Annotated in this window: 12 protein-coding genes and 3 pseudogenes; 7 read left to right on the top strand and 8 right to left on the bottom strand. The window is 71.2% G+C overall.

Annotated features, from left to right (window positions below; genetic code table 11):
- Positions 1 to 143: 143 nt before the first annotated feature.
- Together NBZ83_RS22665 and NBZ83_RS22660 are read right to left on the bottom strand one after the other, a co-directional pair.
- Positions 144 to 605: a flavodoxin family protein gene (locus tag NBZ83_RS22665; RefSeq protein ID WP_261575743.1), complete on the bottom strand. Its 462-nt coding sequence runs from the start codon at positions 603 to 605 to the stop codon at positions 144 to 146.
- Positions 606 to 674: 69 nt separating this feature from the next.
- Positions 675 to 1,145 carry a UCP032817 domain-containing protein gene (locus NBZ83_RS22660; RefSeq protein ID WP_261575742.1) on the bottom strand — a complete coding sequence of 157 codons (471 nt, stop codon included), beginning with the start codon at positions 1,143 to 1,145 and terminating at the stop codon, positions 675 to 677.
- Positions 1,146 to 1,214: 69 nt separating this feature from the next.
- Between NBZ83_RS22660 and NBZ83_RS34380 the strand changes: the two genes are divergently transcribed.
- Together NBZ83_RS34380 and NBZ83_RS22650 are read left to right on the top strand one after the other, a co-directional pair.
- Positions 1,215 to 1,802: a dTMP kinase gene (locus NBZ83_RS34380; RefSeq protein ID WP_261575741.1), complete on the top strand. Its 588-nt coding sequence runs from the start codon at positions 1,215 to 1,217 to the stop codon at positions 1,800 to 1,802.
- A gap of 211 nt (positions 1,803 to 2,013) precedes the next feature.
- Positions 2,014 to 2,304, top strand: a complete 291-nt coding sequence (locus tag NBZ83_RS22650) for a hypothetical protein (RefSeq protein WP_261575740.1) — start codon at positions 2,014 to 2,016, stop codon at positions 2,302 to 2,304.
- 209 nt (positions 2,305 to 2,513) lie between these two features.
- Here NBZ83_RS22650 and NBZ83_RS22645 read toward each other — a convergent pair whose 3' ends face one another.
- The 3 genes and pseudogenes from NBZ83_RS22645 to NBZ83_RS22635 form a co-directional block, all read right to left on the bottom strand.
- Positions 2,514 to 3,587: an LLM class flavin-dependent oxidoreductase gene (locus tag NBZ83_RS22645; protein ID WP_261569900.1), complete on the bottom strand. Its 1,074-nt coding sequence runs from the start codon at positions 3,585 to 3,587 to the stop codon at positions 2,514 to 2,516.
- A 138-nt stretch (positions 3,588 to 3,725) separates the two neighbouring features.
- Entirely contained in the window at positions 3,726 to 4,397 is a 672-nt protein-coding gene (locus NBZ83_RS22640) for an OsmC family protein (RefSeq protein WP_261569899.1), read from the bottom strand.
- Between the two features lie 89 nt (positions 4,398 to 4,486).
- A pseudogene (locus NBZ83_RS22635) lies at positions 4,487 to 4,738 on the bottom strand (hypothetical protein); the annotation flags it as partial.
- 363 nt (positions 4,739 to 5,101) lie between these two features.
- Between NBZ83_RS22635 and NBZ83_RS22630 the strand changes: the two are divergent.
- Both NBZ83_RS22630 and NBZ83_RS22625 read left to right on the top strand, forming a co-directional pair.
- Complete coding sequence (locus NBZ83_RS22630; RefSeq protein ID WP_261569898.1) at positions 5,102 to 5,455, top strand: hypothetical protein; 354 nt, start codon at positions 5,102 to 5,104, stop codon at positions 5,453 to 5,455.
- Between the two features lie 145 nt (positions 5,456 to 5,600).
- Positions 5,601 to 6,584, top strand: a pseudogene (locus NBZ83_RS22625) (AfsR/SARP family transcriptional regulator); the annotation flags it as partial.
- A gap of 2,145 nt (positions 6,585 to 8,729) precedes the next feature.
- Here the strand turns inward: NBZ83_RS22625 and NBZ83_RS22620 are convergent.
- Positions 8,730 to 9,587: an ABC transporter permease gene (locus NBZ83_RS22620; RefSeq protein WP_261575739.1), complete on the bottom strand. Its 858-nt coding sequence runs from the start codon at positions 9,585 to 9,587 to the stop codon at positions 8,730 to 8,732.
- Positions 9,584 to 10,633, bottom strand: a complete 1,050-nt coding sequence (locus tag NBZ83_RS22615) for an ATP-binding cassette domain-containing protein (protein ID WP_261569896.1) — start codon at positions 10,631 to 10,633, stop codon at positions 9,584 to 9,586. The genes NBZ83_RS22620 and NBZ83_RS22615 overlap by 4 nt, the downstream gene beginning before the upstream one ends.
- A gap of 463 nt (positions 10,634 to 11,096) precedes the next feature.
- Between NBZ83_RS22615 and NBZ83_RS22610 the strand changes: the two genes are divergently transcribed.
- From NBZ83_RS22610 to NBZ83_RS22600, 3 genes are read left to right on the top strand one after another with little or no spacing between them, the layout of a single operon-like run.
- Positions 11,097 to 11,432 (top strand): PIN domain-containing protein, encoded by a 336-nt coding sequence (locus tag NBZ83_RS22610; RefSeq protein ID WP_261575738.1) that lies wholly within the window; start codon positions 11,097 to 11,099, stop codon positions 11,430 to 11,432.
- A 15-nt stretch (positions 11,433 to 11,447) separates the two neighbouring features.
- Positions 11,448 to 11,933, top strand: coding sequence for a hypothetical protein (locus NBZ83_RS22605; RefSeq protein WP_261569894.1), 486 nt, complete (start codon positions 11,448 to 11,450; stop codon positions 11,931 to 11,933).
- Positions 11,930 to 12,367, top strand: coding sequence for a nuclear transport factor 2 family protein (locus NBZ83_RS22600; RefSeq protein WP_261569893.1), 438 nt, complete (start codon positions 11,930 to 11,932; stop codon positions 12,365 to 12,367). Before NBZ83_RS22605 ends, NBZ83_RS22600 begins: the two co-directional genes overlap by 4 nt.
- Before the next feature lie 179 nt (positions 12,368 to 12,546).
- On the opposite strand, the pseudogene NBZ83_RS33430 reads toward NBZ83_RS22600, so the two are convergent.
- A pseudogene (locus tag NBZ83_RS33430) lies at positions 12,547 to 12,897 on the bottom strand (TetR-like C-terminal domain-containing protein); the annotation flags it as partial.
- Positions 12,898 to 13,377: the final 480 nt, after the last annotated feature.

Here is a 13,377-nt window from a genome sequence, read left to right as displayed (position 1 = left end):
CCCCGCACCCCGCACCCCGCACCCATCGTGTCGTTGTTGCCATGCACGTACAGCGCGTAAGGGCGGCCGACGGTGGCGTCCAAACAGGGGTAACAGGCTTGATCGCAGAACTTGCACAAAGTCGCGTGCGTCGGTTGGTTACGCTACGCGTCCGAGAGCATCGCCGCCAGGGTCGCCCCCAACTCCCAGCATGCTTCGCGGGCAGCAGTGTCGAGCGCTCCCACCACCGTCAACGGCTCCCGCAAGCGCCTCCACCGCAGCCCCGTAGTGATCGTCTCCACCGACCGCACGGCGCCCGTGGCGTCGCTGCCTCCATGGACGTAGAGCGCGTACGGCCGACCGACGGTTGCTTCAAGGCAAGGATAATACACACCATCAAAAAAGTGCTTCAAAGCCCCCGACATATAACCGATATTGGCTGGAGTACCGAGAATATATCCGTCGGCAGCCAAGACATCCGAGGCAGTTGCCGAGAGTGCCGGCCGAACCTCAACTTCCACGCCCTCAATTTCATCCGCCCGAGCGCCCGACAGAACCGCCTCCAGCATCTCCTGCATGGTTGGGGACGGGGTGTGATGGACTACCAGCAGCTTCGCCACAGCCATACCCTACCAAGGTAAGGCCCACCCTCTCATACGAGAAGGTGGGCGGATGGTCAGGGACAGTTGCACGGGCTATACACCCAAACGCGCCTCCCAGCAGCGTCGTGGCCGGCGAGATGGTGAATCGCATCCATGTAGCGGGCGGCTGCGTCCATATCCCCGAAGCAGTGATAGGGACAGATCCAGCCGTTCGGTTCCCGGTAGGCGAGGTGAACTCTCGTGCTGGATGTACTGGCCGAACACCCTGTCACAGAAGTCGATGTACTGCTTCGTGTGAAGGATGTGTGCGTGCCAGAACGGGTCGATCACGTCCGAGACCGCGTGCCGGTTCGTCGGGTCGAGCAGCGCCACGACGTAGTACTGCCTGAGTGCCAGGACACCTTCGTCCAGGAACTCGTCGCTCGGGACGACGCCCTGCTTGGCGAGGTCGGTGAAGACCTTGCGCTTGACGCCGGAGAAGTCCTCCGCGTCGATCATCGCCAGAAGCTCGCGACGAAAGGGGGTGACGTCCACGCCGGTCGTTGAGACGACTGACCGCGACATCAATGCACCTCCGATGCGTTGAGGGGTGCAGCACTGCTGTGCTGCTCGTTAGCCTGACAGCTGAACCGCTTGGCGCATCTCAAGGTGACCGTGCTGTTCACCTACTGCGGCATCGACGAGGCGCGCATCGAGCCGTACCCCTCGGCCGTGGCCGCTGCCTCCCTGGAGCTGGCGACGAAGGTCCAGCCCCGGCGCTACCGCACGGTGCTGTACTGGCGTCCGCTGGTCCCCGGTCTGAACGACACCACGAGCACCTGGCCCGCGCCGCCGCCCTCAGTCGCCACGCCGACGCCACTGTCTTCACCGGGCTGTTCTACCGGGACCAGATCGCCAGCTACTACCAGGCGGCCGGGTTGCCGGAGCCCTACGCGGGCACCGCCCGCCGCAAAATCGTGCCGGAAACCCTGGAGCAGCGGGTCCTGGAAGGCCGCCGACCGCTACCACCATCTCGACACCGAGATCCGGCCCCGCCTCAAGGCCGGCCAGACCGTCATCTCCGACCGCTACATCCCGTCCGGCCTGGTGATGCAGCGCTTCGACGGGGTGGACCCGGCTTTCCTGTGGGCCCCCAACGCCGAGGCCGACCGGCCCGACCTGTGCGTCATCCTCGAAGCCGACCCGGAAGTGATCGCCCGCCGGAGCCGGTGGCCGCCGTGATCCGCGACCACCTCATGGCCTTCTTCGCCGCGCCCGAGGCCGAGACTCCGGCGTAGCTCGGCCTCTGCCCAGCCTTTCGCTGAACCGGGCCCCCAGATCGCAGGACCGGCGGTGCTGGATGACGTCACACACGACGTGACCGTCTAACACACCCGCCGCCGGTCCTGCCTGCCTTTCATCACCCCAATCGGACCACGCCGAGGCCACGGATATGACGCTCGCCGAGATCTTCGTCGACCGCAACACGCCCCCAGCCAGGGTCGTCCGGGCCGGGCTCACGGTCCTGCTCGACGCCATCTTGCGTCGAGAGGACTGCGGCGTACTGGTCGCCAGCCCCGATCAGCTCTCGACGCTGCCGGCCGTGCGCCGGGCCATCGAGGTGGAGATCCAGGGCCTCGGGGGCAGCCTGCTGTACCTGTCGGCGGACAGCGAGCCCGGCCCGGTTCGGCCCCACCAGCCTCCCGCCGCCGGCGGGCGTGTGCCGGGATCGCGCTCGGTATGAGGACCGCGACCGTTCAGCAGCAGGAGCCGGCCGCCGTGGCAGTTCACCCTCTCGTTCACCGAGGCCCCAGCATCCGCCAGCTTTCGGCCGATCCGAGAGCGCCGAGGGCGGCCCGGCGCCACACCATCGACACCTTGCATGCCTGGGGGCTGTCAGTAGTCGGAGACACCGCGGTGAGCAGCTGAACCGACCACGAACCACTCAGCTGGTCATCCGGGCATCCTGAGTAGCGGCAACAGCTGGTTCCCCTGACGCTCTATCTCCTGCAGGTAGGGCGTGTCCGACAGGACGAAGTGGGTGATTCCCAGCTCGGCGTACCGGCGCAGGGATCTCGCGACATCCGCCGCCGAGCCGACCAGCCAGGTCGTGCCGGCGCCCTCGCCGCCGATCCGGCCCGGCGTGGTGTAGAGATTGTCGTCCAGGACCTCACCGCGTGCCTGAAGGTCGAGTAGCCGCCGCTGGCCCACGGCGTGGAAGCGGCCCCGGCGCTCGGGAAGGTCATCCTGGCGGGCCGCCAGGTCGGCGACCTTGGCCTCGGCGTCGGACCAGGCCTGCTCGGTGGTGTCCCGGACGAAGGTGGTGATGCGCAGTCCGAACTCCAGCGGCGGGTGCTCGCGGCCCAGCTTCCCACTCAGTTCCCGCAGGCGCGCAATGCGTTCGGCGATGCCGTCGAGCGGCTCACCCCAGAAAAGCTGCACATCCGCCTCGGTGGCCGAGACCCGCTCCGCCGCGGCGGAGGCCCCGCCGAAGTAGAGCTTCGGGTGGGGCCGGCCCGGGCGCGCCTGGACCCGGGGGGCGACCGTCGAGCCGGTCACCTGGAAGTACTCGCCGCGGTGGGTGACGTCCCGTTCGGTCCACAGCCGGCGGACCAGCCGCATGAACTCGCCGGTGCGGGCATAGCGCTGGGCCTGGTCCCCCTCGCTGTCGCCGTAGGCCGCAAGCTCGTCCCGGCCCGAGACGATGTTCACCCGCACCCGCCCGCCCGAGAGGTGATCGAGGGTGGCCGCGGCAGCGGCGAAGTGCGCCGGACGCCAGTAGCCGGGACGCACGGCGATGAGCGGCTCGAAGCAGGCCGTGCGCGCCACCAGAGCCGTGGCGACGGTGAAGGTGTCCGGCCGGTCCCATCCGGCGCCGAGCAACGCCCCCCGCCACCCGTGCCGCTCGATCGCGACGGCCTGACGGGTCAGCGTGTCGAGACTGTTATGGCCGGGCACCGCGTCGTCGCCGCGGTGCCCGGGCCGGATCTCGTTGGGGATGTACCAGAGGAACTCCGCCGTGGTCATGCCAGCGGCGGGGTGGAGAAGGGCCGGCGCGGAATCGCCCTGCGGAGCACGGGGATCGCGCAGTCCAGAAACGTCATGCCTCTCTCCCCAACAACCCGACATCCATCTCGACAGCCTTGACCAACAGTTTGCTTCCGGTCAACTACTTGCAGTGTGCAGCAGCGAGCCAGTGATCGTCTGCGGATTCGTGAACAGCGCGAGGAGCGGGCACTCCGCCTCGACGGTCTGGTGCAGCACCTCGATCTGTTCGGACGTGGCCGGGGAGGTGACGGACACCTGATAGCTGATGTTGTGCGGTTCGCGCGGCGCATGTTCGAAACCGGGCCGGCCGACTCGGGGCTCGATCGAACCCTCGACCTCCACCCTGATCTCGTCGAGCGGTATCACCAGGCGGGCGGCGACGACCTCGAACACGTGGGTGATGCAGCTGGCGAGCACGCCGAGCACGAGCTCGGGTGAGCCGGGTCCAAGGTCGTAACCGGCGAAGCTGGGCAGCGAGTCGCTGAGGATCTGATGGTCGCGGATGCGGATGCGCCGGAGACCGGTGCGCCCTTCCGCGCTGGCCTGCGCCCGCAGCACCACCGGCTCCGAGAAGGCGCCCGCGGCGACCGCGGCCTCGCGTTCCTGCAGGGCCGCGCGCTTGTGGACGAGGAACTCCCGCAGCCCAGGAACCGAACCGACCGAGATGGACCCGTCCTGCTCGGTGCCGTGACTGCTGGCGGTGCCGCCACCCGGTGCCGTGCTCACCGGGGTGGACTGGTGGCCGGCGAGACCGGATTCGCCGGTCGTCGATGTATCGGTCGTCGGCATGACGTTTCCCTCCAGGAACAGTGGTGCCTTGATACCACACCACGCCGTGGGCGTATGCAACACCATGCAATGCTGCCGTAATACAAGAACAACAAACTGCGCGCGTTTCCGGCAGCGCGTTCGGGGCACCCGCGTGCTGACTCATCGGTGAGTGGGTCGCGCAAGCCCTTCCACTGCAGACCAGTCGCGATGGTCTCGACGCCCCGAACCGTGCCGGTCGTGTCGGTCGTGTCGGAGTTCCCGTGAACGTCCCGCGCGCCCACGAGCACGTCTTCCAGCATCGCCCGCATCATCGGTGACGGTGTGTGATGGACGATCAGGAGGGTCGGCGTCGGGGTCATGCTGTGGCCTCGGCCTGGCGCCGAAGCCCTACCAGTCGTCCCAGTCCCGATCAAGCCTCGTGGTCGCGTAGTCGATCCGCGGCATCGGCCGTTGCACCCACGATCGGACCCGGGTGCCGCACGGAAATGGCAGGCTTTCCCAATATAAATACGAGGATTCCGGCGGATGATGACTCGGTGGTCCCGCCGTCGGGCCGGGTGGACTTCTTCATCTCCATACACGGGGATGGACCAGCAGTGGGCGGAGTGGATCGCCCGGGTGATGGAGAGCGCGCGAGACCAGGTATTCCATACTGCCGATCGGCCTCGCAATTCCGGACGCGCGGATCAACATCGACGCAGGTCTCGATCGCGGTCACGAAGGTGGACTTGACGCCGCACAGCCAGATCGGGCCCGCGCGGCGCTCGTCGTCGGCGTCTGACTCGCGGCGCAGCGCAGATGAGGTCGTCGGTGATGGCGCGGAGCAGGCGCAGCACCCGGACCTGGTCGACCACCGGTTACGCGATCCTGGCCAGCAGGGCGGCGACAGCGTCGTGCGTCGCCATGCGTGCGGGCGTCTCGTCCACACCCCGATCTTCGCGGACGGGACCGCCGCGCGGCATTCACCTGCGCCCGCGTCGCCGACCCGCATCGGGCGCGCCGGCGCGGCCTCACGTCGCCGCCGCCTACGCACCCTGGTCCGCCGCGAGCCGGGCCGTCGGCGGTCGGCCGCCTAGACTGATCAGCGTGGTCGTGAGCCTCACCCTCCTGGACGGGGTGCGCTGGGAGGGCGCCCCGGTGGCGGGCGACCGGCCGCAGGCGCTGCTGGCGGCCCTGGCCTCCGAACATGGGCGGCCGGTGCGGTCGCGGCTGCTGGTCGAGATGATCTGGTGCGGGGAGCTGTTGGCCAACCCGACCAAGGGTCTGCAGGTGGTCGTCTCCCGGACCAGGGCGGCCTGCGGCGCCGGCGCGGTGGTGCGCGACGGCGACGGCTACCGACTCGGCCTCCCGCCGGCGCAGGTCGACAGCTGCCTGCTGGGTCAACTGGTGGCCGAGGCCGCCGGACTCGTCGCGGATGATCCGCGGGCCGCCGCCGAGCGGGCCCGCGAGGCCCTCGAGCTCGGCGCATCGCTGCCGCCGGTAGCCGTGGACGATCGGGGGACGCTCGCCGACGTCCGCCGAGCGGCCGGGCGCGACCTGGCGACGGCCCGGCTGCTACTGGCCCGGGCCGCGAGCCGGACGGGCCGGCACGCCGAATCGCTCCCGCTGCTGGAAACGGCCCACGCACAGCGGCCCGACGACGAGGAACTGCTGGCCGAACTGCTGCGCAGTGAGGCCGCGGTGCGTGGGCCCGGGGCGGCCCTGCACCGCTTCGAGGGTTACCGCCGGGACCTGCGGGAGCGACTGGGCAGCAGCCCCGGGGAGACGCTCACCCGGATCCAGCGCGATCTACTCGCCCTCGACCAGCCCGTCCGCGACGGGATCCGGTACGACTCCACCGCCCTGCTGGGCCGCCAGCACGACGTCGACCGGCTGCGGGTGTTGCTGGACCGGTCCCGGGTTGTGTCGATCATCGGGCCGGGTGGTCTCGGCAAGACCCGTCTGGCGCACCTGCTCGCCCGGGACAGCGCGCTGCCGGTGGTGCGGGTCGTCCATCTCGTCGGGGTGACGGCGCCCGAGGACCTGCTCGGCGAGATCGCTGCGGCGCTCGGCGTCCGCGACTCGATCGGCGACCGCCGGGTGCTGACCCCCGCGCAGCGCGCCGACCTGCGCGCCCGCATCGCCGCGCGGCTCGCCCGGGGGCCGGCACTGCTGCTGCTGGACAACTGCGAGCACCTCGTCGTCGAGGTCGCCGAGCTGGTCGCCTTCCTCGTCACGACCACCGCCGACCTGCGGGTGCTCACGACGAGCCGGGCCCCGCTGGCGATCAGCGCCGAGCGGGTCTACCTGCTCGGGGAACTGGCCCGCGTCGACGCGATCGAGCTGTTCTGCCAGCGCGCCGCCGCCGCTCGCCCCACCGTCCGGCTCGACCGGGAGGCGATCGGCCGGATCGTCGACCGGCTCGACGGGCTTCCGCTGGCGATCGAGCTGGCGGCGGCGCGGGTCCGGGCGATGTCGGTGGAGGACGTCGACCGGCGGCTGGCGGACCGGTTCACCCTGCTGCGCGGCGGGGACCGGGCCGCCCCGGACCGCCACCGCACACTGCTCGCGGTGATCGACTGGTCGTGGAACCTGCTGGCCGAGCCGGAGCGGCGGTCGCTGCGCCGGCTGGCGCTCTTCCCGGACGGTTTCACCCTCGAGGCGGCGGAGGAGATCCTCGCCGCCCCCGGTCCCGCCGACCATCCGGGCACGGGCTCCGATCCCCGTAACCGTTGCGATGCCGATGACCGCTGCGATCCCGTTGAGACGGTGCAGAACCTCGTCGACCAGTCGTTGCTGAGCGTGCGCGAGTCGGCCGGTGGGGTGCGCTACCGGATGTTGGAGACGGTCCGGGAGTTCGGCCGGCTACGGCTGGCCGAGGCCGGCGAGCAGGCATCGGCGCGCCGCGCCCAGCGGGACTGGGCGGTCGGCCACGCGACCCGACACGGCGGGGATCTGTCCACCGAGCGGCAGTTCGCGGCGATCGACGCGATCGCGGCCGAGGAGACGAACCTCGCCGACGAGCTGCGGGCCGCGCTGGCCGGCGGCGACGCCGAGACGGTCGTGCGACTGGTGGCGGTGCTCGGCCTGTTCTGGGAGATCCGCGGCGAGCACGCCCGGATGATGACGCTGATCGAGGCGGTCACCGCGGTGCTGGTCGGCTGGACACCGCCGCCCACGGTGGCCTCGGTGGCGCTGACCGCCGGGACCACCGTGGCGAGAACCGCGAGCTTCATGGGCGACGGGGTTCTCCCGTCGCCGGTCCGCGACCTGTTGGCACGGCTGGCCCCCGAGGCCACGGGCGATCCGTCGCTGGTCGGTGCGGCGCGGGTGCTGCTCGCTCTCGCCCCGACGACGCCGATCGCGGACGTCGAGACGCGGCTCGCGCGGTTGACGGACGATCCCGACCGGCACACCCGCCTGCACGCTCTGGTGTGGCTGATCCATCAACGGGAGAACACCGGCGACCTGCGGGCCTCGGCCGCAACCGCCACCCGGGCGCTGACACTGACCGCGCCGGGGGACGGGCCGTGGCTGACGGCTGTGATCCACACCCGGCTCGCCGAACTGACGATGCAGCTCGGGGATCTGCCGGCTGCCCGTTCCCACGCCCGGGCGGCCCTGCCGGTCCTGGAGCGGCTCGGCGCCCGCGACGATGTCGCGCAGCTGCGGGTGCTGTTGGCGCTCGACGCCATCAACGACGGCCGGCTCGATGCGGCCGAGCAGTACCTTGCCCGGGTCGGCTTGCCCAGCGACACGCTGCACAGCGGTCCGATGATGGCGGCGATCGGCCGGGCGGAGCTCGAGCTCGCCCGCGGCGACACGGCCGGCGGTTTACGCCTCTACCTGGACGCGGCGCAGGGGCTGCGGGCGATGCGGTGGCCCGGCATCGAACCGACCGGCGTCGAACCCTGGGCACTCGTCGGTGACGCGGTGGCGCTGGCCGCGTTCACCTGGCACGCGACCAGTGCTGACGATCTTGCCGTTGGCCGCGACCTGTTCCGCTCCGGTCTCCTGCGGTGCGTCGGCGCGTTGCGGCGCGGCGGCACCACGATCGACTATCCGGCGTGCGGGACGCTGCTGTTCGCACTCGGTGCCTGGGGTCTTCGCGACGGCCGGGCGGCGGGGACGACGGTGCGGGAGGCGGTGCAGCTGCTCGCGCTGGCGCAACGTTTCTCCTACGTCGCGACGATCCCGTCGCTGAGATGGGCGCGGGTCGAGGCGCTTGCCGAACGCCGGGCGCCCGGGGCGCTTCGGGCGGTCCGGGCGGGCGACGACGACGGTCGGCGCCCGGCGCAGCTCGTCGACGAGGCGCACGTCCTCGTCGACGAGCTGGCCGGACGGCTCCACGACGTACCGCCTGGCCACGGGCTAGAGATGCCGCTTGTAGCTGGCGACCGACAGCGGCATGAAGATCACGACCACGACGAACCCGGTCAGCAGCGTCCAGCCCACCTGCCCGGTGATCACACCGTTGTTGGCCAGGTCCCGGGTGGCGGAGACGAGATGTGACACCGGGTTGACCTTGGTGAAGGTCTCCAGCCAGCCCGGCATCGTCTTCGACGGCACGAACGCGTTGGACAGGAAGGTCAGCGGGAACAGGATCATCATCGAGATGCCCTGCACGCCACGGGCGCTGCGGGCGACCGTGCCGATCCAGGTGAACGCCCACGCGATCGCCCAGCCGGTGAGGACCGCCAGCACGATCGCGCCGAGCACGCCGAGCACCCCGCCGCCGGGTCGGTAGCCGAGGATCAGGCCCATCACGTAGGTCAGGCTCGCCGCGATCAGGTACCGGAGCAGGTCGGCGACCATCGGGCCGGCCAGGGGCGCGAGCCGGGACATCGGCAGCGACCGGAACCGGTCGAAGACCCCCTTGTCCATGTCCTCCCGCAACTGCGTCCCGGTGGCCATGCAGGTGGTGAGCACGGTCTGGGCGACGATGCCGGGGATCAGCAGCGGCAGGTAGCTGTGGACGTCGCCGGAGATCGCCCCGCCGAACACGTAGGCGAACATCGCGGTGAACAGCAGCGGCTGCAGCGCCACGTCGAAGAACTGTTCCGGGTTGCGGCGCATCTTCTTCAACGCCCGCCACGCCATCGCGAGGATCTGGGTGAGGGTGTCTCCCACCCCGACGCGGGCCCGGGTGCGGGCGACGGCGGCGGCCGGGTCGGTGGCCGGGGCCGGGCGCGGGCGCGCGGCGGTCGGATCGTCGAGGACGGTGGTCATCGGGCCATCTCCGTGGTGGTGTCGTCGAGGCTGGGCGTGTCCTGGCCGGGGACGGTTCCGGCCGGGTCGCCGGCGTCGGTCGGGCCGCCGGCACCGGGGTCGGCCGCGGTGCCGTGGCCGGTGAGGGCGAAGAAGACCTCGTCGAGGGTCGGCTTGGCGACGCTGACCGAGGCGATGCCGACGCCGGCCTCGCGCAGCGCGATCAGCACGTCGGCGGCCCGGTCGGCGACGTCGAGCGGAACGTTGAGCCGGCCGGACTCGGGGGTGGTGACCGGCTCCTCGCCGAGCACGCGACGCACCACCACGCGGGCGAGCTCCTGATCGGCCCCGGGGGCGAGCTGAAGTTGCAGGGTCGAGTCGCCGACCTGGGTCTTGAGCTCGTCCGGCGTGCCCTCGGCGACCTTGCGGCCATGGTCGATCACGCAGACCCGGTCGGCGAGCTGGTCGGCCTCGTCCAGGTACTGCGTGGTGAGCAGGACGGTGCAGCCGTCGTCGACGAGCTCGCGGATGGTGTCCCACATCTGGCCACGGGTGCGCGGGTCAAGGCCGGTCGTCGGCTCGTCCAGGAAGATCAGCGGCGGCCGGGTGATGAGGGAGGCGGCGAGGTCGAGCCGGCGGCGCATCCCGCCGGAGAACGTCGAGATCCTCCGCTCGGCGGCCTCCCCCAGACCGAACTGCTCCAGCAGCCGGCGCGCGGTGGCACGCGAGTCCGCCGAGCGCAGGCCCTGGAGCCGGCCGAACAGCCACAGGTTCTCCGCGGCGGTGAGGTCCTCGTCCACGGAGGCGTACTGGCCGGTCACTCCGATGAGCTGGCGGACGCGGTGGGGCTCGGCGGCGACGTCGACGCCGAAGATCTCGGCCCGGCCGCCGTCGATCGTCAGCAGCGTGGCCAGCATCTTCAGCATCGTCGTCTTGCCTGCGCCGTTGGGCCCGAGCACGCCGAAGATCTCGCCGTGGCGCACCTCGAGATCGATCTGGTCGACGGCGCGAACGTCGCCGAATCTTTTGACCAGGCCGCCGGCCTGGACCGCGGGCAAAGCTGACACACGTCTTCCTTCCACGGGATGCGTTCAGGGCGGTGCGGACGAAGGAGCGTCGCGGCGCCGAGGGGCGGGCGCGCTGGACAGAACGCTAGACAACGGCGGTATCACCGCCCCTACACGCCGGTTTCACCCGCCTTCAGCCGGCGTCACGCTCGGTAACGAGCTTATCGGTGTTCGGCGGTGGCGGAGCGCCGGTCCCAGATCGCTCGGCTTGACTCGATGCAACAGTCCCGTCACGTGAGTCCGAGCGAAACCGCCCACGACGAGTAATGCAGGTAAGTACCTGCATGGGGAGGTGGTTGAGATGATCATGGTCGGCCTTCGCGCGTCCTGCTGTCCTTCGCCGACCACCAGCGACTCATGGGCACCGCAGGCAGCCTGGGCGACGCGTTCGTCCTGGAAGAGGACATCGACTTCGCGCCCGTGCGCCCGTACGCCCGCGGGACTCGCCGCGCGAGATCGACCTGTGAGCTTCCTGCTGGACACGCATGTCATCTCCGAGCTCCGCAAACCCGCCAGGCGACGACATGACCTACGCCAGGCGGCAGTCCTCGACTCGCGGCTGGACCACAGCGTGTTACCCGCCTACGCCGGCTGGGTGCTCGACGTCGACCCCGCCGTCGCCGACTCCGCGGCGCGACTCCACGTGCCGGACCGGCGCCCAGCCCACGACGCCCTGATCGCCGCCACGGCCCAGGTGCACAGCCTCGCCCTCGTCACCCGCAACGAGTCCGACTTCGCTCCCCTGGGCGTCCCACTCATGAACCCCTGGAAGCACCGAGTACGCCGTGTCCCCGGGTGAACTAACGTCGGGACGATGACGACGGACCACATCTCGGGGCACCTACGGCCCAGCGGCCATCCGCCCGGCGGCGTACGCGACAGCGCCGACGTGAAGGTGGAGCAGCACCGTCTGCCACAGACGTACGCCGCGTTCGCCGCGTTGCCCGACGCCACCGGCGAGCAGACCGCGGCGGCGGTGCAGGTTCTCGCGCTCTACGGCCATGCGGTCGACAACGGTGACGCGGAGCTGCTGGCGCAGGTGTTCGTCGACCCGCCGGCCCCCGACACTGCGACGCCCCCCTCTCACCACACCGTCAACACGGAGGTGAAGCAGGTCCCCGGCGGCCTGGCCGCGTGGAGCCGGCTGGTGACGATCGCCGGCGACGGCAGTGTCGCGAGCGCCGACGTCGTCGACGTGTTCACCGAGACGCCCGCCGGCTGGCGGGTGACCAGGCGGACCGTCCACCCGCGCCACGGCGGCCCGGCCGTCGTCGCCGACGGGCAGGCACCGTGGGCGTGAGGATCGTGCCGGTCGACGCGGCCACCTACGCCGAGGTGTGCAGCCTGCTCGCCAAGCATCCGCACATGTTCGACAACATCGCGCTGGGCACCGCGCCGGCGGCGTACACCGACGACGCGGTGATGGGCGGGGTGCCGCTGGCGCAGGCCGCGAGCGGGCTGCCGTACGGGCGGGTGATGTTCCCACACCACACCACCGACATCGCCGTCCACCGAATCGACGACGACACGCTGCGGGTGTGGGCGAAGTACTTCGTGATCCGCGGCGACGGCACCGCGGGATCGGGCGACTACCAGGACACCGTGGTCCGCACGCCACAGGGCTGGCGGATCGCCGAGCGGTCGGTGACCCGCGGCAACCGGCCCGACGACGACCCCGACGGCCCCTCGACGCGCACCCTGTCCACCGCCACCTGGCTGCCAGGCGAGGGTTGACCGAGCGAGGTCTCGGTGAACAACGGCCCGGGGGTGGCGGCATCCCGCCGCCCGAGGCGTCGAAGGGTGACCAGGGGTTTATCGTCTGTTCCAACGACAGTCAGCGTGGACAGAACCGAGCGCATAATTCGGTCGACAATGGCTCGCGCGTCCGGTTCCCCGCCGACGAGGAAGACCTCGGCCCAGGCCATTCCAAGCAGATGTGCATGAACGCCGTGGGCACTGATCGCGCAGTCCGGCCGGAGCTCGGCCCGGGATCGGACACGGGCGAGCATCCCGGCCACCAGCTCGACCTCGGCGGCGACGAACCGGGGGCGAAAGCTGTGTCGAACCTCCGGGTCGGCCTGCAGATCGGCGGCGAGGCCCGGCAGCGCGTGCCGCCCGACCGGCGTGCTCAGCAGGGCGACGACATGCTCGACGAGGGCGGACAGATCGGTGGCGAGGCCGCCGCGATCGAAGCGCTCGGCGTCAAGCTCCGTCCCGTGGTCGACCTCGCGCTCGCGGCATGTTTCCGTTACAAACGGGATCACCGTTCTCGTACGGTGATGCGACGCCACGGGCGGCGCAGTCGTGATCCCGGACCACCGGCGCGGCGGCGAGCGTGCGGTCAGCCGACGACGGCGAGGTGGAACGACACCCCGCCTGGCGCGGGCCGGTGGACGGGGACGCGGGAGCGACCCGGTCCACCGGCCCGCGCCGGGATGCGCGGAGGTCAGCCGTCGGAGCCGATCACCGGCGCGGGCGGCGGACCGGCGGGCGACGAGCGCCCGTGCGGCACGAGCGTCGGACGGGGGCACGGCGGCCGACGCGCGGAGGGGGACCGCTGAGCAGGCACCCGCCTCGGGGCGGCGCCCGGCGGCGTGGCCGGCGACGGATATCCCGGCCGTCCCGCCGGGGTCGACGGATGGCGCGGCGCCGGCGCGGACGGCGGGGTGCGCGGCAGCGGGAGCTGCGGCGGCGGCGCCGGCCGCGAGGACGGGGGCACGGTCCTCGGCGGGGCGGTCCTGCCG

This window comes from Frankia gtarii (genome assembly GCF_025403375.1).
Taxonomy (GTDB): domain Bacteria; phylum Actinomycetota; class Actinomycetes; order Frankiales; family Frankiaceae; genus Frankia; species Frankia gtarii.
The sequence above is the reverse complement of the archived record's forward strand: the minus strand, read 5'-3'. Positions and strand labels throughout refer to the sequence as shown.

What these genes read in the sequence shown, in the direction of transcription:
- NBZ83_RS22665 (WP_261575743.1), bottom strand. Translation starts at nt 605, where the DNA reads ATGGCTGTGGCGAAGCTGCTGGTAGTCCATCACACCCCGTCCCCAACC.
- NBZ83_RS22660 (WP_261575742.1), bottom strand. Translation starts at nt 1,145, where the DNA reads ATGTCGCGGTCAGTCGTCTCAACGACCGGCGTGGACGTCACCCCCTTT.
- NBZ83_RS22650 (WP_261575740.1), top strand. Translation starts at nt 2,014, where the DNA reads ATGACGCTCGCCGAGATCTTCGTCGACCGCAACACGCCCCCAGCCAGG.
- NBZ83_RS22645 (WP_261569900.1), bottom strand. Translation starts at nt 3,587, where the DNA reads ATGACCACGGCGGAGTTCCTCTGGTACATCCCCAACGAGATCCGGCCC.
- NBZ83_RS22640 (WP_261569899.1), bottom strand. Translation starts at nt 4,397, where the DNA reads ATGCCGACGACCGATACATCGACGACCGGCGAATCCGGTCTCGCCGGC.
- NBZ83_RS22620 (WP_261575739.1), bottom strand. Translation starts at nt 9,587, where the DNA reads ATGACCACCGTCCTCGACGATCCGACCGCCGCGCGCCCGCGCCCGGCC.
- NBZ83_RS22605 (WP_261569894.1), top strand. Translation starts at nt 11,448, where the DNA reads ATGACGACGGACCACATCTCGGGGCACCTACGGCCCAGCGGCCATCCG.